Origin of the sequence: Nocardia sp. NPDC127526, from assembly GCF_042672265.1 — a bacterium.
Lineage (GTDB): Bacteria > Actinomycetota > Actinomycetes > Mycobacteriales > Mycobacteriaceae > Nocardia.
In genome coordinates this window covers 31,126-50,877 of the sequence record NZ_JBHXVO010000041.1, presented here as the reverse complement: position 1 = coordinate 50,877, position 19,752 = coordinate 31,126, and the positions used below count along the sequence as shown (strand labels likewise).

22 protein-coding genes are annotated in these 19,752 nt (G+C 68.7%); 14 read left to right on the top strand and 8 right to left on the bottom strand.

What is annotated here, in order from left to right; genetic code table 11:
* The first annotated feature begins 295 nt into the window (after positions 1-295).
* The gene (locus ACFVIV_RS36290; protein WP_379204391.1) at positions 296-943 is read left to right on the top strand and encodes a hypothetical protein; all 648 of its coding nucleotides are present in this window, start codon (positions 296-298) and stop codon (positions 941-943) included.
* A gap of 104 nt (positions 944-1,047) precedes the next feature.
* Positions 1,048-1,611, top strand: a complete 564-nt coding sequence (locus tag ACFVIV_RS36285) for a nuclear transport factor 2 family protein (RefSeq protein ID WP_379204389.1) — start codon at positions 1,048-1,050, stop codon at positions 1,609-1,611.
* On the opposite strand, the gene ACFVIV_RS36280 is transcribed toward ACFVIV_RS36285, so the two are convergent.
* Positions 1,547-2,065 carry a DUF2199 domain-containing protein gene (locus ACFVIV_RS36280; protein ID WP_379204400.1) on the bottom strand — a complete coding sequence of 173 codons (519 nt, stop codon included), beginning with the start codon at positions 2,063-2,065 and terminating at the stop codon, positions 1,547-1,549. The two genes, ACFVIV_RS36285 and ACFVIV_RS36280, sit on opposite strands and share 65 nt — an antisense overlap.
* Positions 2,066-2,152: 87 nt before the next feature.
* Here ACFVIV_RS36280 and ACFVIV_RS36275 point away from each other — a divergent pair, with 87 nt between their 5' ends.
* The 3 genes from ACFVIV_RS36275 (at position 2,153) to ACFVIV_RS36265 (ending at position 4,134) form a co-directional block, all read left to right on the top strand.
* Complete coding sequence (locus ACFVIV_RS36275; RefSeq protein ID WP_379204388.1) at positions 2,153-2,377, top strand: hypothetical protein; 225 nt, start codon at positions 2,153-2,155, stop codon at positions 2,375-2,377.
* A 122-nt stretch (positions 2,378-2,499) separates the two neighbouring features.
* Positions 2,500-2,928 carry a VOC family protein gene (locus ACFVIV_RS36270; protein ID WP_379204386.1) on the top strand — a complete coding sequence of 143 codons (429 nt, stop codon included), beginning with the start codon at positions 2,500-2,502 and terminating at the stop codon, positions 2,926-2,928.
* Between the two features lie 45 nt (positions 2,929-2,973).
* A complete protein-coding gene (locus ACFVIV_RS36265) occupies positions 2,974-4,134 on the top strand; it encodes an SLC13 family permease (RefSeq protein WP_379204384.1) in 1,161 nt (386 codons plus the stop codon).
* 30 nt (positions 4,135-4,164) lie between these two features.
* On the opposite strand, the gene ACFVIV_RS36260 is transcribed toward ACFVIV_RS36265, so the two are convergent.
* A complete protein-coding gene (locus ACFVIV_RS36260) occupies positions 4,165-4,962 on the bottom strand; it encodes an SDR family oxidoreductase (protein WP_379204382.1) in 798 nt (265 codons plus the stop codon).
* A 36-nt stretch (positions 4,963-4,998) separates the two neighbouring features.
* Positions 4,999-5,262: a hypothetical protein gene (locus ACFVIV_RS36255; protein WP_379204380.1), complete on the bottom strand. Its 264-nt coding sequence runs from the start codon at positions 5,260-5,262 to the stop codon at positions 4,999-5,001.
* A 107-nt stretch (positions 5,263-5,369) separates the two neighbouring features.
* Between ACFVIV_RS36255 and ACFVIV_RS36250 the strand changes: the two genes are divergently transcribed.
* Positions 5,370-5,831, top strand: coding sequence for a M23 family metallopeptidase (locus tag ACFVIV_RS36250; RefSeq protein WP_379204379.1), 462 nt, complete (start codon positions 5,370-5,372; stop codon positions 5,829-5,831).
* 134 nt (positions 5,832-5,965) lie between these two features.
* Positions 5,966-6,754, top strand: coding sequence for an alpha/beta fold hydrolase (locus ACFVIV_RS36245; protein WP_379204377.1), 789 nt, complete (start codon positions 5,966-5,968; stop codon positions 6,752-6,754).
* A gap of 4 nt (positions 6,755-6,758) precedes the next feature.
* On the opposite strand, the gene ACFVIV_RS36240 is transcribed toward ACFVIV_RS36245, so the two are convergent.
* The gene (locus tag ACFVIV_RS36240) at positions 6,759-7,553 is read right to left on the bottom strand and encodes a helix-turn-helix domain-containing protein (RefSeq protein WP_379204375.1); all 795 of its coding nucleotides are present in this window, start codon (positions 7,551-7,553) and stop codon (positions 6,759-6,761) included.
* 286 nt (positions 7,554-7,839) lie between these two features.
* Between ACFVIV_RS36240 and ACFVIV_RS36235 the strand changes: the two genes are divergently transcribed.
* The 7 genes from ACFVIV_RS36235 (at position 7,840) to ACFVIV_RS36205 (ending at position 16,710) form a co-directional block, all read left to right on the top strand.
* Positions 7,840-9,027 (top strand): 2-deoxy-scyllo-inosose synthase, encoded by a 1,188-nt coding sequence (locus tag ACFVIV_RS36235; RefSeq protein WP_379204373.1) that lies wholly within the window; start codon positions 7,840-7,842, stop codon positions 9,025-9,027.
* 11 nt (positions 9,028-9,038) lie between these two features.
* The gene (locus tag ACFVIV_RS36230) at positions 9,039-10,325 is read left to right on the top strand and encodes a DegT/DnrJ/EryC1/StrS family aminotransferase (RefSeq protein WP_379204371.1); all 1,287 of its coding nucleotides are present in this window, start codon (positions 9,039-9,041) and stop codon (positions 10,323-10,325) included.
* Positions 10,322-11,530, top strand: coding sequence for a GNAT family N-acetyltransferase (locus tag ACFVIV_RS36225; RefSeq protein ID WP_379204370.1), 1,209 nt, complete (start codon positions 10,322-10,324; stop codon positions 11,528-11,530). Before ACFVIV_RS36230 ends, ACFVIV_RS36225 begins: the two co-directional genes overlap by 4 nt.
* Positions 11,531-11,557: 27 nt before the next feature.
* Positions 11,558-12,859 (top strand): condensation domain-containing protein, encoded by a 1,302-nt coding sequence (locus ACFVIV_RS36220; RefSeq protein WP_379204368.1) that lies wholly within the window; start codon positions 11,558-11,560, stop codon positions 12,857-12,859.
* A gap of 12 nt (positions 12,860-12,871) precedes the next feature.
* A complete protein-coding gene (locus ACFVIV_RS36215; RefSeq protein WP_379204366.1) occupies positions 12,872-14,011 on the top strand; it encodes a cytochrome P450 in 1,140 nt (379 codons plus the stop codon).
* On the top strand, positions 14,011-14,886 hold the full coding sequence (locus ACFVIV_RS36210) for a TIGR03619 family F420-dependent LLM class oxidoreductase (protein WP_379204398.1): 876 nt from the start codon (positions 14,011-14,013) through the stop codon (positions 14,884-14,886). The genes ACFVIV_RS36215 and ACFVIV_RS36210 overlap by 1 nt, the downstream gene beginning before the upstream one ends.
* Positions 14,887-15,108: 222 nt before the next feature.
* Entirely contained in the window at positions 15,109-16,710 is a 1,602-nt protein-coding gene (locus ACFVIV_RS36205) for an MFS transporter (RefSeq protein ID WP_379204364.1), read from the top strand.
* On the opposite strand, the gene ACFVIV_RS36200 is transcribed toward ACFVIV_RS36205, so the two are convergent.
* The 4 genes from ACFVIV_RS36200 to ACFVIV_RS36185 all read right to left on the bottom strand — a co-directional run bounded on the left by ACFVIV_RS36200 (position 16,697) and on the right by ACFVIV_RS36185 (position 19,607).
* A complete protein-coding gene (locus ACFVIV_RS36200; RefSeq protein WP_379204363.1) occupies positions 16,697-17,485 on the bottom strand; it encodes an AraC family transcriptional regulator in 789 nt (262 codons plus the stop codon). The genes ACFVIV_RS36205 and ACFVIV_RS36200 overlap by 14 nt on opposite strands.
* Positions 17,486-17,547: 62 nt before the next feature.
* Positions 17,548-18,297, bottom strand: a complete 750-nt coding sequence (locus ACFVIV_RS36195; protein ID WP_379204361.1) for an alpha/beta fold hydrolase — start codon at positions 18,295-18,297, stop codon at positions 17,548-17,550.
* Positions 18,298-18,480: 183 nt separating this feature from the next.
* On the bottom strand, positions 18,481-18,843 hold the full coding sequence (locus ACFVIV_RS36190; protein WP_379204360.1) for a hypothetical protein: 363 nt from the start codon (positions 18,841-18,843) through the stop codon (positions 18,481-18,483).
* A gap of 59 nt (positions 18,844-18,902) precedes the next feature.
* A complete protein-coding gene (locus tag ACFVIV_RS36185) occupies positions 18,903-19,607 on the bottom strand; it encodes a class I SAM-dependent methyltransferase (RefSeq protein ID WP_379204358.1) in 705 nt (234 codons plus the stop codon).
* Positions 19,608-19,752 lie beyond the last annotated feature (145 nt).

Below are 19,752 nucleotides of genomic sequence, written 5' to 3'. Positions count from 1 at the left end.
TACCGCCTCCCCGCGCCTGGCGCCCCCTCGCGCCCATAAATCTTGTGGGGACAGCGCCAGGCCCCCCCCCCCCCGTAGAGTTACGGGGTTCTCTTGGTGCACATACCTTTGGTCGCGCGGCCCCACCGGGCCGGCGCGCCTCGCGGCATGACAGTGCATATCTGTGTGGCCCCTGAACTACGGGCGTGCCCGTCGGGCGTGCGAAGGCAAGGATGAGCGGTGTCGAACTATCGCGCGAACTCCGCGGCAATGGGTGCCCTGAGTCGGACGCGAATTGCCGAAGGTGGGCAGACTGTTGACCGAAAAGACGACCGAAGGGCAGCCATCCGCGCCGGACGTGGCGGATCGGATGCTCCGCCGACAGCCAATCGTGTGGACTGCTGCCGTTCTGGCGCTGGGCGCCGCAGGAATCGCGGTGGTGCCCATATGGAATCACGCCGACCGCTTCTATCGGTTCGACTGGCTCCCCCTCTGGGCGCTACCGACATGCTGGACAGCTGCCGTGGTGCTCCTCGTCCTCTCGCCGAAGCTCGGCTCGCGCCGCACCCCCGTGCAGGTTGTCCTTGCTGCCCTCCTAGCGCCGGCGACGGTGCTCGCGTGGCCCGTGTCGATATGGGCAGAGAAGTTCAACGACTATGGACCCAAGCTCGTGGCCGTCGAAGTGAGCCCCGGCGGGCGCCACGAAGCCGTCACGGAGTCGTTCTGGGGCAACGGCGACCCCGCCTCCTGCCAGGTCTGGCTTCGCGAGCGCGGTGGACCGTTCAGCAGACAAACCCTCGTGTGGATACGGATAGCAGCCGATTGCCCCCAGCGCGTGTCCTTCACAGACGACACCACGATCAGCATCACCGACGCCGGCTCCACAGAGCCACTCACAACAACCTTCGACCCCAATCGGATGCAGCCGGCCCAGGTCTTGCCGCCGTCGACTCGCGACCGCTGACCGGCTCGACGCGAACACCTTCCGAAACAAGCGCCGTCGGCAATCGATGACGTCGGCCGATATCCGCCAGCATCGCGCACGGCACCCATGCTTGGATCGTCAACATGACGGAAAGTCCCTCGACCGCAGGGGTTTTGAAGTCTGCTGCCGAGTTCGTGGACCGCTTCGAGGCCTTCTGGGCGAGTCCGGACCCGTCCGCGCTCGACGGGATGCTCCATCCGGACGCTCACCTCGTGCAACCGCTTCGCCCGGAGATGCACGGTTCGGCCGCCTATGCCGACGAGCTCATCCGGCTGCTCGAGCTGTGTCCTGACCTTGCGGGTCGCCTGCTCTGGTGGGCGGTCGTGCCCGAGGGCGTCGTCATCGAGCACACGCTGTCCGGAACCGTCGCCGGCAAGCGATTCGAGCTACGGGTGCTGGACCGAATCACCCTGCGCGCTGGGAAGGTGGCCGAGCGAATCGCCTATTTCGATCCCAGTCCGCTGATACTGACGATCGCTACCAGCCCGACCGCCTGGCTGCCCTATCTGAGGTTGATCTTCCGCCGCGCCGCGGCGAACAATTCGATCCGCGCCATCAGCGGCATTCTCGGACGGCTCCTGGTCAGTTGGCCCGCGGGTCCGCGTGCACGATCTGCTCGGCAAGCCATTGAACTCGGGCCATGGTGATCCCCGCACGCTGCTCGACAGCCAGAGGGTGACCGGTGGGCTCCAGCTCCACCAGAGGGCGCTCGCCAAGAGGCTGGGTGTGCAGTCTCGTCTTGAGGTTCACCGTGGTCGGCTCGTACACCGGAAGCTCTGTGGACAACCACCCGAAATACGGTGGCTCCGCTACCCTCTCGGGCTTGTCCCACAACGCCGACATCCGGTCGAAGCCGGCCTCGCTGACCGATACCCAGACACCCCAGTCGAACTCGCCACCGGTATCCGAGATCGGAAGCACCAGACGCGCCCGCACGAAGAAATGTTCGCCGGCGATCACACATTGTTCTTCCCCCAGCACACTGCCCGGCTGATCTGCGAGGTCGGCGTTCCAGTAGACCGGCGCGGGGGTGCCGTAGCTCAGGGGAGGCCCATCGTGCAGTTCGGCACAGGAGGAGCAGTAGAACGTCGAGCCAACCATCACCGGGCTAGCGTACTGCTGCAGATTGTGTGCACGCTCGTCGGCAGCAGCGGATGTCCGTTCGGTTCGGATGTAGGGTGAGGGCCCGTGGAGTCGGACAGCAAGTTGGAGGACTTACGGTCGGTGCTCTCGTGCGTTTTCGAGAAGCTGGGTGCCGAGAGCCTCACCGAGCCCGACCGGGTCGAGTTGGTGGCGCGCGCCGAGGCGGTGCAGGACGAAATCGACGCGATCCAGGATGCCGTCGACGACGAGGAGCGTCTGCCCATGCGGGCGACGGCCCTACCGGAGCCCTCGGGTGATCGGCTGTTCTGACGGCGGCGCTGAGCCCCGCGGGTGGCGGCAGGGTGTGTTCGTGGCCACGCGGCCCTGGACCTCGAGCGGACTTGAGGTTGCACGATTGCTTCGACAGCGTTATTCGAGAGGAAGAAGCGAAAGTGCCGAAACTCGACCGGATTATCGAGTCCGCGTTGTATGTCGACGACCTCGGTCGCGCCCGCAAGTTCTATACCGATGTACTGCAGCTGAATCCGATTCTCGACGCGGATCCTTTGTGCGCGTTCGACATCGGTGGCAGCAATGTGCTGCTGCTGTTCCGCCGCGGCGGATCGCTCGAACCGAAGGTGCTGCCCGGACCGGGTCTGCCGAACGGCGTGATCCCGACCCATGACGGCGGCGGCCGCCTCCATGTGTGCTTCGCCGTATCCGAGGCCGAACTGGCCGAGTGGGAGACCCACCTGGACGCGCACGGCATCCCGATCGAAGGCCGGACCAACTGGGCACGCGGGGGCCGCAGTATCTACTTCCGGGATCCGGACGAGCACCTCCTCGAGCTCATGACACCGGGCAACTGGCCGACCTACTGACGCTTCTGGCTCAGAGCACCCGGCAGGGAGTAACACCGCCGGGCCGTGGCGGCTCGGCAAGCGCCTGGCAATCTGGACGCGGTGTGGAAGATCGTGAGTGCGGCGGGCCTGCTGGTGGTGGTGACCGGGTGGTTACCCGCGGGCAAGGCCTTCGAGGTGGGCGTGACGCGGGCGGTGCCGATTCTGGGATTCCTGATCGCGGTGACGGTGCTGGCCGAGCTCGCCGAGGCGGCGGGGGTCTTCGATGCCGCCGCCACCTGGTGCGCTCGCCTCGGGCGCGGGTCCACGCCGCTGCTGTTCGGTCTGGTGGCGGTGCTGGCCACGGCGACCACCATCGGCATGAGCCTGGACACCACGGCCGTGCTGCTCACCCCGGTCGTGCTGGCGCTGACCGCGCGGCTGGATCTGTCGCCGCTGCCGTTCGCGCTGCTGGTGATCTGGCTGGCCAATACCGCGAGCCTGCTGCTGCCCATCTCCAATCTGACGAATCTGCTTGCGCTGCAGCACAGTCGGATGTCGACGCTGGAATTCGCCGGACGCATGGCGCTGCCGCAGCTGGCGGCGGTCGCCATCACCGTCGGGTTCCTGGCCGTGCTGTTCCGGCGGACGCTGACCGGCTGCTATCAGGTGCCCGAGCACACGCCGCCGGGTGATCGGGTCACCTTCGGCGTCAGTGTCCTCGCTTGCGTGGGCTTCGTCGCCGCGGTGACCGCGGGCACCGCACCGTGGCTCGCCGCCACCGCCGCGGCCGGAATCGTGCTCGCGGTCTTCGCGGTGCGAGGGCGAAAGCATCTGCGCTGGGGCCTGTTTCCGTGGCGGCTGGTGCTCACCACCGAGGGGCTGTTCCTCACCGTGACCGCCCTCGTCGAGCACGGTCTCGGTGAGCTGCTGACCCGCTGGGCGGGCCACTCCGGGCTGGGCGCCACCGTGCTCGCGGCCGGTTCGGCGAATCTGGTGAACAATCTCCCGGCGTATCTGGCCATGGAGACCGCGATCCCGCCCGGGTCCGGCGACGGCCTGTTCGAGATCCTGCTGGGCACCAATATCGGTCCCCTGGTGACCATGTGGGGTTCGCTGGCCACCTTGCTGTGGGCCGACCGCTGCCGGGCCCGCGGAATCACCATCCACCCGGGCCGATTCGCCGCGATCGGCCTGGCCGGCATGCCATGGGTCCTGCTCGGCGCGTGGGCGGCGCTCGGCGTGTGAGGCTCGGCCCGCACCGGCCGGGCGCGACCGTCAGCGGTCGCTGCCGAGCGCGTCGGCGTTGGAGAGCCGCCCGACCACGAGCCGGTTGAGCCAGCCCGGGCTCAGCGTCATCCCCGCATTCAGCAGTTTGGTCTGCCAGCCGACCAGCCGGTGCGGATCGTAGGCGCGGGTGCGGGTCGCGGCCTGCCACACCTGGTCGGCGACATCGGCGGGAGTCAGATGCACTCCCAGCGACTTCGCACTGTCCGCACCGCGATTCACCTCCTCCACCATATGGGTGGCCACGAACAGCGGCAGCACATCGGCGACGCCGATCCCGTAGCGCCGCCATTCCAGATCGAGGGCCTCGGTGAGGCTGCGGACCGCGGCCTTGGAGGCGGCGTAGGCGGCCAGGCCGGGCTGCCCGTACAGTGCGGAGGCCGAGGCCAGGTTCACCACCCGACTCCCGGCAGTCGCGCGCAGATACGGGAGCGCGCAATGACATCCATTGAGCACGCCGTTGACGTTCACATCGATCACGCGATGCTGTGCTTCGAGGGGAATCTCGGCGAAGGCCCCGGACACCAGGATTCCGGCATTGTTCACCAGCACATCCAGGCGGCCGGTGGCTGCCGTGAATCCGGCCAGGGCCGTTCGCCAGCCCTCCGGCTCGGTCACATCGAAGCCGCCGGTGATGGTGGGGCCGCCGATCTCGTCGGCGACCGCGCGCACCGCGGCGGCGTCGATGTCGTAGAGCCCGACCGTCCATCCCTCGGCCGCGAACCGGTGCGCGATGGCCCGGCCGATGCCGGCCCCCGCTCCGGTGACGAATACCGCGCGATCGGACATGTGCCCTCCTGTGTCAGGGCCCGAGTCTCGGGCCGATCAGGTCCAGGGCAAGCATCCCGCAGCACGCAGCCGCGCCGCCAACCCGGACTTGATGGTGGCGCTGGAGCCATTGCCCGCCGCCAGCGCGACCAGCAGATCGCCACCGAGCCCGGCGCCGATGGAGCAGCCCAGCAGATTCACATCCACCGAGATGTTCTCATCCGAGCGCTCCGGTGCGGGCTCGTCGGCCCCGGCCGGAGCGGCCGTGGCCACGGTCGCGGCCAGCGCCAGGGCAATGGTGCCGGTCGTGAGGGATCGCATGCATAGCCTCCTGAGTGGTCGGTTCTGTTGCCGGACAGCCAATCCGATTCCCGGCATCGGCCGCAACCTGTGGGCGGTTCCGCGACAATGAACACAGGGAGGTTTACATGGCGCCAAAGATCTGGCCGCTGGAATTCGGCCACCTCGTCACCTCTCCGTTCGGCCCGCGCGCCGGTGGTTTCCACTGGGGCGTCGACTTCGGCTTCCCCGGCGGCTCGGCCGACCGCCCGGTCTTCGCCTGCCAGGGCGGCTATGTCATGTATTCCGGCGCCGCAACGGGTTTCGGCCTGTGGGTGGTCATCGATCACCCCACCGCCGACGGCTCGGGCACCACCGTCTACGGCCATGTGCGCCCCGAGGTCCGGGTCGGCCGGCGCGTGGAGGCGGCCGAGCGCATCGCCACCATCAATCCCGACCGCCGCACCAATGGCGATGTCGCGCCGCACCTGCACCTGGAATGGCATCGCACCGTGTGGGCCCCACCCGGACCCGATCGCCTCGACCCGATGCCGATGCTCGCCGGCGCGGCCTACCCGGTGGCGCCGCAGGCGGTCTCGCTCGGCCCTTGAGGATTCAATTCTGCTCCAGTGGAACAGGTTTCATAGCCCACGCACATGGCCACCCCCCGCCTGCGAGACGGCCGCGCTCGCCCGTGTGTGCGATAGCGTGAAGCGGTTCTGTGGGCGAAGTAGAGAGTTGGAGAATGCCGTTTGTCGCAAGCGGGGGCGTGCGGATTCATTACACGGATACCGGGGGCGAGGGACGGGCGGTGGTGCTGGGGCACAGCCTGTTCATGGATCAGGAGATGTTCGCCCCGCAAGCGGCGGGATTGGCGCCGGACTACCGGGTGATCGCCATCGACTCCCGCGGTCACGGACCCAGCGAGGATCCCGGAACCCCGTTCAGCTATTGGGATCTGGCGCGCGACGCCTGGGCGGTGGTGGACGCGCTGGGCCTCGAGCGTGTCGTGGTGGGCGGGGTGGCGCACGGCGGATTCACCGCGGTGCGCATGGCGCTGCTGGCCCATCCGCGGGTGGACGGGCTGATAATGATCGGATCCACCGCGACGGCCATGCCCGCGCATCGCAAGGTCGGCTATCGGGAGGTGATCGACGCGTGGACCGGGGATGTCCCGCTGGCTCCGACCATCAAAATGGTGTCCTCGCTGATGATCGGCGCCACCCCCGAGGATCAGAAACCGTGGCGCGACAAATGGCTCGCCGCGGACCGGGCGCGGGTGCGCGCGGCCGCGGAGTGCCTGATCAATCGGGATTCGGTGCTCGAACTGCTCGGCGATATCGACTGTCCCGCACTGGTCATCCGCGGCCTGGCCGACCAGGCCAACGATGCCGGGGAGATGGCGGATATGGCTCGGGCACTGGGCAATCCGACCGAGGTGCACACCATTGCCGGGGCGTCGATGACACCGAACCTCACCCATCCCGGCGAGGTGAATCCACTGCTGCGCGCCTTCCTCGACGGCTTGCCGTAGGAGTTCACCGCGCGGCGTCCACCAGGCCGATGAACAGCTGGTGCGCGGGTCCCGGCGGGGTGCCGCGGTAACGCTGCACCCGCACGTCGAATACGGTGGCGGTCTTGGGATCACGGAGCTTGAACCCCGGATCCCGCCGCCCGATGTGCACCTGCCCGGCGGCCCACAGCCGCCGGAAATCGGGCTGCTCGCCCAGATCGCGCAACAGATCGTCGATCTGGGCGCGATCGGGCGCGCCGGCGGCGTAGGCGCGGAAGCGCCCCACCATCAGGCCCGCCTCGCGTTCCCATTCCTCCACCACCATGCGGGCCCGCGGATCGGTGAACATCCACCGCAGCACGTGCCCGTTGCGGGCGAGCCCGGGCAGTGCGGCGTCGAAGGCCGCATTGCAGTCGACCACATGCCAGCCGTCGTCGAGGGCGGCCGCCAGATGGGGCAGCAGCGCGTCCAGGGTGATCCGCACCGCCGCCGCCTCTTCGTCCTCGCGGCGCAGCACCGGCGGAGGCGGCAGCGCGGGCCGCTGCTGGGCGAGGTGGTAGAGGTGAATGCGTTCGGCCACATCCAGTTTCAGCACCGTCGCCAGCGAATCGAGCACGGCCGGGCCCGGATTGAGCGCCTCACCCTGTTCGATCTTGGCGATATAGCCGAGGCTGGCATGGGTGGCCTCGGCCAGCTGTTTGCGGGTCAGCCCGGCGGGATTGGCGGCGCTGGTGCGGCCGCGGCGTTCGCGCACGAATTCGGCCAGGGTCGGCGCCCGCAGCTCATCGGCGGAATCCGCACCGATTTCGTTGTCAGCCACCGGCATTCCCGTCGCCCGTCCTCGTCCGTCCAAGATCGTTCGCCCCAGGATAGGCCGCCGTCGTGCGGTATTTCACGGCGATCCGCCGTTTCGCACCACCCCTGCCGGTAGCACCGCAGCAAAGGGTGCACCCGCCCAGTGGTACCGGTGCGGGGCCGTGGTCATGACTGGGGTATCCCAGCGGTTGCCAAATCGAGACCTCGCATTCGATATTTGCACTGCGGGTGCGGCATCGAAGCCGGTCGATTCATCCGCGAATGGCACCACAGCAGGAGTGAGCACGGAAATGGCAAGCAATGCACCGTATTCCGGCACAGCGGGACTGCGTTCACGCACGATCAGCATCGGCGAGCAAACTATTCCGTACTTTTTCGGCGAGGATTGCATCGCCGAGATCGCGCGGGCGATAGCGAATTACGGCCCGGACAAACTGGTCATCGTCACCGATGATCGGCTGGCGGGTTTGTACGCCCGGGATATCGAACGGCTGGCGCGTGGCATACCGTCGATCACGCTCACCCATCCCGCCGGCGAATCGATGAAGACGCCGGCGGTCCTGTCCGATCACCTCGAGACAGCCCTGCGGGCGGGCATCACCCGCCGCTCGATCGTGGTCTCCTTCGGCGGCGGCGTGCCCGGCAATCTCGCGGGCCTGATGGCGAATCTGCTGTTCCGCGGCGTGCGCCTGGTGCACGTGCCGACCACGACGATCGCCGCCATGGATTCGGTGCTCTCGCTGAAGCAGGCGATCAACAGCGGCGTGGGCAAGAACCATATCGGCACGTTCTACGCGCCCACCGCCGTGTACACCGATGTGCGGTTGTTCGACACGCTGCCGGAGCGCGAATTGCGTTCCGGGCTGTGTGAAATGGCGAAGAACTGCCTGGCGATCCGGCCCGGTGCGCTGAATCAACTGCGTGCGGTTATCGCCAGCGACAACCTGGCCGCTCCGAACAATCTGCTGTGGCTGCTGGAGGCGAGTATCGCCGCGAAATCCGCGGTCACTCGGAACGATACCTTCGAGCGGCGGGCCGGATTGGTTCTGGAATACGGTCACACGGTCGGCCATGCCATCGAAATCTGCGACTATCGGGCGCGGGGCGCGGCGGGTATTCCGCACGGTGCCGCGATTGCTGTGGGAATGCTGGTGGCCGCGCACATCTCTCATGCGCGCGGGTGGCTCTCCGATGACGAGGTGAGCACGCACTACGAGATCGTCACCGGCCTCGGTGTCGAACCCGCGCTACCCGCCTCGGTGCACATGGACGAGGTGCTCGCGGTGGTCGCCGACGACAACAAGAAGGGCTATCTCGACGCCCGCCCGGACGCGGTGCCGTTCGTGCTGCTACGCGCGCTGGGGCGCCCGGAACTGTCGGGCGGTCTGCCGCTGGTGCACGTGTCCATGACCGAGATCCGCGAGGCGCTCGAGGTGATCGCCCAGCCCTCGGCGCCCGCGTCCGTCGTCGGCGTGTGAGGAGTCCGATCATGCTGGCGATTCACGGTGGGACACCGGTGCGCGCGGGCCGCGCCTGGCCGGCCTGGCCGCAATACGACGAGCGCACCGAGGCCGAACTGCTCGCCGCACTGCGCTCGCAACGCTGGTCGGTGAGCTGGTACAGCCCGCGCGGCGGCAAATCGCGGGAGCGGCTCTTCGGCGAGGCCTTCGCCCGCTATACCGGCGCGGCGCACGGCGTGAGCGTGGATCACGGATCCGGGGCCCTGGTCATCGCGCTGGAGGCGCTCGGCATCGGGCCCGGCGACGAGGTGATCGTGCCCGCCATGACCTGGGTCGCGCCCGCTTCGGCGGTGCTGCGGGTGGGTGCGATACCGATCCTGGTCGATGTCGATCCCGAAACCGGTTGTCTCACCGCAGAACACATCCGCACAGCGCTCTCGGCGCGCACGAAGGCCGTCATCGCGGTGCATCTGGCCTGCACGACCGTGCGACTGGACGAGATCCGCACTGTTACCGGGGCTTCCGGCCTGGCATTGATCGAGGACTGCTCGCAGGCGCACGGCTCCCGCTGGGCGGGCCGCACGGTCGGCACCTTCGGCGAGATCGGCGTCTTCAGCCTGGGCGCCGCCAAGACCCTGGCCGGCGGTGAAGCGGGCGCGGCCGTCACCGACAGCCGCGAACTCTACGAGCGCATGCTCATGCTGCGCGCGGACTCGCGCGGCTACACCCGCCACGAACCCGCCGCGGGAGAGTACGAACTCGTCGAGACCGGCGCGGTCATGGGCGCCAACTACTGCATGTCGGAACTGACCGCCGCCGTGCTGCTGGACCAGCTGCAACGCCTCGACGATCAGCACGCCCGGCGCGAGACCCGCGCCAAGGAGCTCGAGGCGGGCCTGGCCGGCATCCCGGGCCTGGCACCGGTGCCGGTGCCCGCACCGGTGGACCGCCGCGCCGTCTACGAGTACGGAATCCGGTTCCGGCCGGGCACTTTCGGTGCCGCGCCGATCGAACAGGTCGCCGCCGCGCTCACCGCGGAACTGGGGACGCGGGTGTATCCGCCACGAGATCCCCTGCACCGCAGCGCCCTACTGCGCCCGCACACCAAACCCCGCTTCGCCCAGAACTGGAGCCGGGCCGCCGAGCGCGCCACCGGGCGACGGTATCCCGGCGCCGACCACTACCGCGCCCACACCCTGCTCGTCCACCACAGCGTGCTGCTCGGCGAGCGCACCGATATCGAGGACCTGCTCACGGCCCTGGACAAGGTGCGCGCCCACGCCGCAGACCTCCTCGCGGAAGGAACCCTCGCATGACCTCGGAACTGATGGCGGACTGGGAGAGCCGCACCATCGACGGCATCCGCACCCGCCGCGCCGTCGAATCCGATTGGGCTGCCCTGCGCGACCGGTACGCGCGCGCCTTCGGCGGGGTGCGGACCAAGGATTTCCACGCCTGGAAGCAGCAGTTCCGGCTCGCGGACATCGCGGTGGTGGAGGACGTCACCGAACCGCACGCACCGCGGCTGGTCGGCACCGCCGCCATCATCCGCACCACCGTCACCGTGCCCGGCGGCGCGCAACTCGAGGCGGCGGCGTGCGCGCAGGGCATGGTGGCGACCACCCATCAGAAGCGCGGCATCTACGCCAAGGTGCAGGCCGAGCTCATGGCCATCGCCACCGAAACCGGGGCGGACTTCTTCGCGGCCATGCCCGGGCCCGGCGGCAACTACCCCTATCTCGGCGTCACGACCCACACCCGGCACCTGGCCATCGATCGACGGCGTTCGAAACTGCGCGTGGCGGAACCCGATTCGTCGTCGGTGCGTGAGGTGGGGCTGCCGGAGGCGCTGAGCGAGGTGCGGCGGATCTACGCCCGCTGGCAGCGCATCACCCCCGGCGCGCTCGCGCGCAGCGAGTTCTACTGGCCCAGCGCCTACGATGCGGACGACTTCCTCATCGTGCACCCCGACGGCTATGTCATCTACGACCTCGTCGGCGACACCGTCGTGGTGCGTGATTTCTGCGCGCTCACCGTCGGCGCGCAGCGGGAACTGCTGCGCTGCCTGCTCGGGCACGGCGAATACACCGAGATCCGCATGGACACCGCGCCCGACGATCCCACCCCGCTGCTGCTCGAGGATCCGCGCACCGCCGCGGTCACCGGCGTCGACGCGGGCGTATGGGGGTGGATCATCAACCTGCCCAAGGCGATCGGGATCCGGGCGTTCGCGGCCGATTTCGACGGCGTGGTGCAGGTCGCGGACCCGTGGGGGATGAGCGCGGGCGACTTCGGCCTGCGCATCGCCGGCGGCGGCGGGCACTGGGAACCCGCCCCGGCCGGGGCGCACCCGGACGTCCGGATCGGCCCGCTCGAACTGACCACCGCCTATTTCGGCGCGCACACCCTCGGCGAATTGCAGCGCGCCGGACGCGTCGAGGAACTCACCGCGGGCGCGGTCGCGGCGCTGGATCGCGCCTTCGTCACCCCGCTGCGGCCCTTCAACACCACGCCGTTCTGACCATCGAGCCCTGAGAAAGCATCAGCGATGACCACACCCCGCGCGGGCCACCTGCCCGCCGCCGCCAGACGATTCCTGCAATGGGACACCAACCCCGCGGCCTTCGACATCACCATGCCCTTCCCGGTCCCGAACGCCATGGGACCGGACCAGGCGCGCGCCATGATCAACGCGCTCCTGGACAACCACGAGACCTTGCGCAGCCGCTACACCTACGGCCCGGCCGCGGCCTGGGAGATCCTGCCGCCGTCCGGAGGCGAAATCGACGACGCCCGAATCGATTTGCGCACCGTCGACAGCAGCGCGGTCGCCGATGCGGACGTCGGTGCGCTCATCGCGACACAGACCAAGGTGAACGAGGGCCGCCTGGACTTGGCGGCGGGGCGGGTGGTGACCGCGGCCTTGTTCACCCGCCCGGCGCACGGCAACATCCTGCTGCTCACCGTGCATCACGTGGCCTGCGATGCGGTGGCGCTGTGGATCCTGTGGGGTGATATGGCCGCCTATGTGAGCCAATGGGAATCCGGGGCGGACATCGCGCTCGAACCCGAGAGCACCACCGCGTCGGACTGGGCGGCGTTCCTGACGCAGTACGCCACCACCCGCGCCGGCGAGCTCGACTATTGGCTCGCCACCAGCGATCCCGAGCCGTCCCGGACCGCCCGGCCCGCCACCCCGGATCCGGTGTATCTCGACGCGGTGATCGAAGGCCCCCTCGCGCAGCGGCTGTTCGAGGAACTGCCCGCCGCCTTCGACGCCACCTACACCCGCGTCATGCTGGTCGCCCTCGGCTTGGCCATCGAGGATGTGCTCGGCGTTCCGCGCCCGATCCAGGTGCAGAAGCACGGCCGCTACGCCCGATTGCGCCCCGGCACCGATCTCGGCCGCACGGTCGGCTGGCTGTCGGACGACTATCCGTGGCTGCTGTCGGCCGCAGCGGGCAGCCATGCCGCCCGCATGCGGCACGCCATGACCGAATTCCCGGAATCGCCCGAGGATTTCATGCTGCTGCGGTGGTATCACCCGGAGCTGTCCGAGCGGTTCCTGACCTTCGGCAACCCCAAGTTCTACTTCAATTTCGTCGGCGAGCTCGGGGGATACGTGCCGGATTCGCGCTCGCGCGATATGGCCCGGCTGGACAAGTTCGATCTGGCCATTCTGCTCGGCGGCTACCGGCAGGACGGGGTGCGGCGGGTGCACTACTCGGCGCATTCCCCGGCCGGCGGCCTGGGTGCCGACCGCGTGAACGCCATTGTCGGGCAATGGCTCTCGATTCTCGAAACCGTCGACACCGGCATCGCCGCGGCGCAGGCCGCGCCCGGTGAGTAAGAGGAGCTCGTCATGCAGAATCCATACCCGATCGCCACCTGCCCCGTCACCGGCGCCCGGGTGCCGTCGGTCACCAAGGTCACCACGCCCACCGGCGACGACGCCTGGCTGGTCACCGGCTACCACCAGGTGCGCGAGTTGTTCACCGAGCCGCGGCTGGGCCGCTCGCACCGCACCCCCGAGACCGCGCCGCGCCTCGGGCAGGCGGCCTTCTCCGGCGGCCCGATCGGCAATTTCGACACCGAGCTCGCCGATCACGCCCGCATGCGGTCGCTGCTGCAACCGCATTTCTCGCCGAAGCGGATGCGCGAGCTGCGGCCGCGCGTCGAGCAGATCACGACCGAACTGCTGGATGCCATGGCGGAACAGGGATCTCCGGCCGACCTGCAAGCGGCGCTGTCACTGCCCCTGCCGCTGCTGGTCATCTGCGAGCTGCTCGGCGTGCCCTACCAGGAGCGCGACGAATTCCGCGAATGGGTCGAGCAGGTGGGGCATGTGCGCGATCGCGCCACGGTGGAGCAGGGCTACGCGGGCCTGTACGCCTACTGCATGAAGCTGGTGCAGACCAAGCGGCGCGCTCCCGGCGACGATGTGGTGTCGCGGCTGTGCGCGGTCGACGACGTCACCGATGACGAGATCGCCATGCATGCCATGGTGCTGCTGTTCGCCGGGCACGAAACCTCCGCGGTCCAGATCGGCGCGGGTGTGCTGATGCTGCTGGAGAATCCGGATCAGTGGCGGAAACTGCACGAGAACCCGAATCTGGTCACCACCGCCACCGAGGAACTGCTGCGCGCCTGCAATGCCAGCAGCATGCCGCGCTATGCGCGCGACGATCTGGAGATCGGCGGCGCCCAGGTGTCGGCGGGGGAGTTGGTGCTGCTCGGCATCGCCTCGGCCAATCACGACGCGACGGTGTTCACCGATCCGGACGCCATCGACATCTCCCGGCAGGAGGCCGCGCACTTCCTGTTCGGCTACGGCGCCCGCTACTGCATCGGCGCACCCCTGGCCCGCATCGAATTGCAGGTCGCCTTCGGCCAGCTCGTCTCCCGGTTCCCCACCATGACCCTCGCCGTCGACCCGGCCGCGCTGTCCGAACGCGAGGAGATCTTCACCGGCGGGCTGACGAAACTGCCGGTCCGATGGTGATGAAGTTCTACATCAGCCTGGCCCTGGTCGAGATCCCCGAAATCGTCGAGATCGCCAGGGCCGCCGACGAACTCGGCTACGCCGGGCTCGGCATCCCCGATCACGTGGTCAATTTCGAAACCCTGGCCACGCCCTACCCCTACTCCGAGGACGGCCGGCGCCGCTGGACCCCATTCACCGACTGGCCCGACCCGTGGGTGCTGATCGGCGCGCTGGCCGCCTGCACCCGCCGCCTGCGCTTCGTCACCACCGTTTATGTTGCCGCCCTGCGTGATCCGTACACCGTGGCCAAGGCCGTGGCCACCGCCGCGGTCCTGGCCGGCGGCCGCGTGGAACTGGGTCTCGGTGCGGGTTGGTGCGCCGAAGAATTCGAACTCCTCAACGCCGAATTCGACGGCCGCGGCAAGCGCACCGAGGAAATGGTCGACCTCATGCGCGAACTGTGGTCCCCGGGCTGGACCGAATTCACCGGCCGCTACTACAAAACGCCTCGCCTCGAAATGACCCCCACCCCACCGCCCATTCCCGTCATGTTCGGCGGCCTGACCGATCTCGCCCTGCGTCGCGCCGCTCGCTACGACGGCTGGATCGGCGACCGTATGACCATCCGGGAGGCCATCCAGGTCGCCACCACCCTCCGCCGCCACCGCGCCGACCACGGACTGCCCCTCGACACCTTCTCCATCCTGGCGCCCCTGACCGATGCCTGGGGCACCGACCGCTACCTCGAAGCCGAGGCCGCGGGCATCACCCATATGGTCACCAAACCCTGGGTCCACTACTACGGCCCCGACGCCACCCTCGACCAGAAACTCGATGCCCTGCACCGCTTTCGCCGCGACAACTACCCCGCCGCCTTCGACCCTGCCGAATAGGTAGGCGGCGCACGGGTCCGGTCGCGGGGGCCGTCGCGGCCCATCGTGCTGGAGACAAGCTTGTCGGATATGCGAAATTGCCTGTCCTGATTCTGTCTTTCGGACACGGGTGAGACGTCACTAGCGTGGGCGATGCACCTTGGCCGGCGAGGTGCGTCAATCGAAACGCGGGGACGTGGCGGCCCGGGTTGGCCGCGCGCCCCATCAGGATCAGGGGTTTTCATGGTTACGACTGCTGCCGGCGGTGTGCTCGAGGAATCCGGGCGACAAGTCGGCGCTCGGTCCGGTCGCGCCGGGCTGGTGCTGTTCATGGTGTGTACGGCGATCTTCATGTTGATGCTCGACGCCACGGTGGTGTCGGCGGCGCTGGCGGATATTCGCGACGACTTCGACTCGTCGATCGACGGACTGCAGTGGGTGATCGACGCCTATGCGCTGCCGTTGGCGGGGTTGCTGCTGACACTTGCCACGGCGGGGGATCGATATGGGCGAAAGCGCGTATTCCTCGGTGGGATGGCGGTTTTCACCGGGGCCTCGCTGGCCTTGGTGCTGTCGGGGACGATCGTGCAGCTCAATGCGCTGCGAGCCGTTCAAGGCGTCGGGGCGGCAATGCTTTTCGCGACCGCGCTCCCGTTGCTCGCGGCGGCGTACCCGGCGGCCGAGGCCAGGGCGCGGGCGATCGGCGTGTACGGGGCGGTGATGGCCGGGGCGACCGTGGCCGGGCCGGTGCTCGGTGGTGCGTTGGTGACCGCGTTCGGGTGGCGATCGATCTTCACGATCAATGTGCCGATCGGAGTGGTGATCTTCGGCTTGGCGCTGATACGGATGCCGGAGACGGCGCGCAGTACCGATCGGCGCACGGATTGGCTCGGGTCGGTGCTGCTGTCGGGCGGTTTGGTGGCGGGGGTGCTGGCGCTGACGCGTGGCAATTCACTGGGCTGGACCTCGTCGACCACCGTGGCGCTCGCCACCGCCGCGCTGGTGCTGCTGATGCTGTTCCCGCTGTGGCAATTGCGCGCCACGCAGCCGCTGTTCGATGTATCGATGGTGCGGAAGCCGGGATTCGCCGGGGTCGCGGTGGTGGCGGTCGCGCATATGGCGACGCTCATGGCCGCGTCCAATTATCTGGCGGTCTTCTTGATCAACAGCATGGGTTTCAGCCCGCTGCAGATGGGCCTGCGCCTGGTGCCGATCAGCGTGTCCGCTCTGATCGCCGCGCCCTTGGCGGCCATACTGGCCAAACGGATTCCGACCGCGGTGTCCATGCCCGTCACCATGGGTCTGGTCGCACTCGGAATGTGGCTGCTGGGCAATGTCGAAAGTTCCGACTCCTGGACGCATTTCGTGCCGGGCATGATCATCGGCGGCATCGGGCTGGGTGCCATCACCACCGTCAGCCAGGCGGCGGCGCTGACCTTCGCCTCGCAGGAGAACGCGGGGATGGCCAGCGCGACATTCGGCACACTGCGACAGGTCGGTATGGCGATGGGTGTCGCCGGCCTCGGAGCGATGTTCAGCCACAGTGCGCGCACCACGGCGGGGGACGGGCTGGACGCGCTCGAGTCCGCCCGCAACGTCACTGTGCCGCCCGAGCTGCGCACTCGATTCCTGGACGGTGTCGCCGCCGGAGCCGGTGACGACCTGGCCGCCGCGGTACCCGCGGAATTCGCCTCGGCGACTCCACAATTGGCCGATACCGCCCACGCGGCATCGGTCGAGGGCTTGAACGCGCTGTTCACGCTGGGTACGGCCATCGGCCTCACGGCCACCGTCGTCGCCGCGGTCCTCTTCGCCGTCGGCGCACGGATGCCTACTGCCCGATAGCACTGCCGAGCTCGGAACCACTCCCGCCGGAGAACACCGCGGGGGTGGTACCGATTTCGCGCCGGAACGCCGTAATGAACGAACTGGCCGTGGTGTAACCGACGGTCCGCGCCACTCGTGAAATCGGCTGCCCCGCAGCCAGTAACGGCAACGCCGCATTCAATCGCTCGAGCGCGCGCCACCGTTCGAAACTCGTACCCGTCTCCGACCGGAATCGCCGCGAGAGCGTACGACTCGAGACCGAAAGCTCCCTGGCCCACGCATCCAGACTCCGTCCATCCGCCGGATTCTGCTTGAGCGCCAACGCAACCCGCCGCGCACCCGGATCGGTCGGCAACACCACCGGAATCATCGTCACCGGCATCGGCGCCATGAGATCCCACAGGACCGCATTCCCGCGCGTGCGCCGGTCGCTCGACTCGTCGGGTAGACCGGCCAAATACGTCAACAGCGGTCCCATCAACCCGGACGCGTCGACGACGGTCGGCTCCCGCCATTCCAAGGGGCACTGGTCCGGCTCGAAATACAGCGACACCATCTCACACGACGCCGCGGGCACCAGCGAATGCGGCGTCCCACCGGGAACCCACAATGCCCGGGCCCGCTGCACCACCCACCGGCACTCGCCGACCTCGGTGGTGAGCACGCCGTCGGGCGCCCAGGTCAGTTGGTGCTGCGGATGAACATGGGTGATGATTCCCGCAGTCGAATCCAACGGGATGACGACACTCGGAAAGTCCGCATAGTCGAGCGTCGGGTAAAGCTCCTGCCGCATGCTTCCAACCTAACCGCCCGCGCGCCCGTCCAACTCCTTCGACCGCCCCGGCCGCCCCCGCATCACGCCGATGCGAGGAATCGCTCCAACTGTTCGGCGAAACCCGGTGCGGCCGCGACGAAATGGCCCGCACCGGGCGCGACGACACGTTCCGCGTCCAGCACTTTTGCCAGCGCATCGCAGATGCGCTCCACAGCCGGGGTGTGCCCGCCCGAGGCGATCAGCACCGGCACCCCGTACTCGCGGATCACCTCCAATGCGGGCCGGGCCTCCCCGGGCAGCCGCCCGCCGTGTGCGCGTCGCACCGCCGCCACCGTTCCGGCGGGAATGGGCTGTCCCTCCGGCACCGGCGCGCCCGCCACCGCCAGAAACTCGCGCAGCCCCGCCTCGTCCGCGGCGAGCCCGCGGGTGAGCATGGCATCGCCCAGCTCCCGCAGCCGCAGCACCTGCGGATCGTCCGCCGCCACGAAGTACAGCGGCGGTTCGATAATCGTCAGCGAGCGAACGGATTCCGGGCGCCGGCCCGCCGCGATCAGCGTGCCGAGCGTCCCATACGAATGCGCGACCACATGCGGCCGATCCTCGCCCAGCACCGTCGCGAGGTCCGCGGCGTCGACCTCGAAATCCTGCCCCGCGCCCACCGGCGGCGGACTCGGCGCATATCCTCGCCGATACATCGACGCCAGCCGCCACCGCCCCCGCAACGACTCCAGCCCGGCCCACGTGGTCCGCGGGCTCGCCCCGCCGTGCACGAGCACGACATCCGGGCCGCGCCCCTCCCGCACTACCGCGACCGGCTGCTCTGCGCTCACCTCATTCACTGTAGGCGTGCACCGACGCCCAGGGAATGGCACGAATGTATCAGTTCACGAGGATCGGTGCCGCGTGGCCGATACTGTTGTGCCCGTGGAGAATCAGCGCGCCGCCGCCATCCGCGAGATCGACGAGGCACTCGGCCTGTCTATTGACCCGCCCTATTGCGTGACGCCGACCCGCTAGCGGTCAGCGCCGCCGCGCGCAGCCAATGCCGTGCGCGCGGTCTCGAACCACGCCTGCGTCCCCACCAACCCCGCCGCGATATCCTTGCGCGCCCCGTTGAACCCGTACAGCTCGCCGGCGAACCGGGTCAGCACCGACCCCTCGTGCTCCTCGAGCTCCTCCAGCATCGCGGCATCAGCGAGCAGATACGCGACGCCGGCCAGCTCCCCGGTGGACCACTCCGAGCGGTAGGCCTCCCAGCCCTTTTCCCGGACCGCGACGGCCCGCTCGACCAACTCCGCCCGCAGCGCATCCCGGTCGCCATCACTGGGCGTCCGCGTCCGGAGGTGTTTCCAACTCACCGGTTCGGCATCGGACATCTCGAATCCCTCGCTTCCGAATCTGTCGGGCCGGTCCAGCGCACTGTATCTCCTGCCGGCTAGCCGGAGTGCGCTCGGGCCCAGGCTCGGATCGTGGGCGGGGCGTAGAACCATTGCTGCCCGTCGTCCAGCTCGGCCCGGGCGGCGGCGATGACCTCGGGGGAGACCCCGTGCGCTACCAGGCTGTCGTGGGCCTGCGCCCAGGTGAGGTTCCACATGCGCGCCATGGGCGAGCCGCCGCGAAACACGGGGATCTCCGCATTCACTCGGACATCGACGAGGCCGAGCGCCTCCAGCCGCGCGGGTAAGGTGCGCGCCCACGCCTGGTCCGCGCCCGCGGTCTCGGTCGAACGCGCGAAGGCTCGCCAAACCTCGCCGAAGGCGCCCGGCATTGCATCGAGGACGCCGAGGCCGTCGCCTTCCTCGAGCAAGAGAACGCCGCCCGGCGCCAGAGCCCGGGACAGCCGCTCCAGCACCATGTCTCGCCGGGCAATGTGCAGCAGCACGAATCGCGTGTGAACGAAATCGAATGCGCCCTCGGGCAGTTCGTCGGCCACGAGGTCCATCCGGGCGACTTCGCCGCCCCGCTCGGGCAGATCCGCCAGATGGCGTGGATCAGCGTCCACCGCGAGCACCCGCCCACCCGGCAATGCGACCCCGCACAACCACCGCGCGAACGACCCGCCGCCGGCTCCCCGCCTCCAGACACCGCCATCCCGCAGCCACACCCAATCGCCGTGCAAGCGCGATGCTCTCCGGGTCATAGGCCGCGCCCAACAATGCGAGGCGTTCGTCAGCGAAGTCCCATTCGTTGGGCAGCGTGTAGTGCGGATCAAGCGGTGCAGAGGATGTCGGCGACCCGGTCATAACAAGACGCTAAGCCATATGCCCCGCCGCGCACCCTCGGGG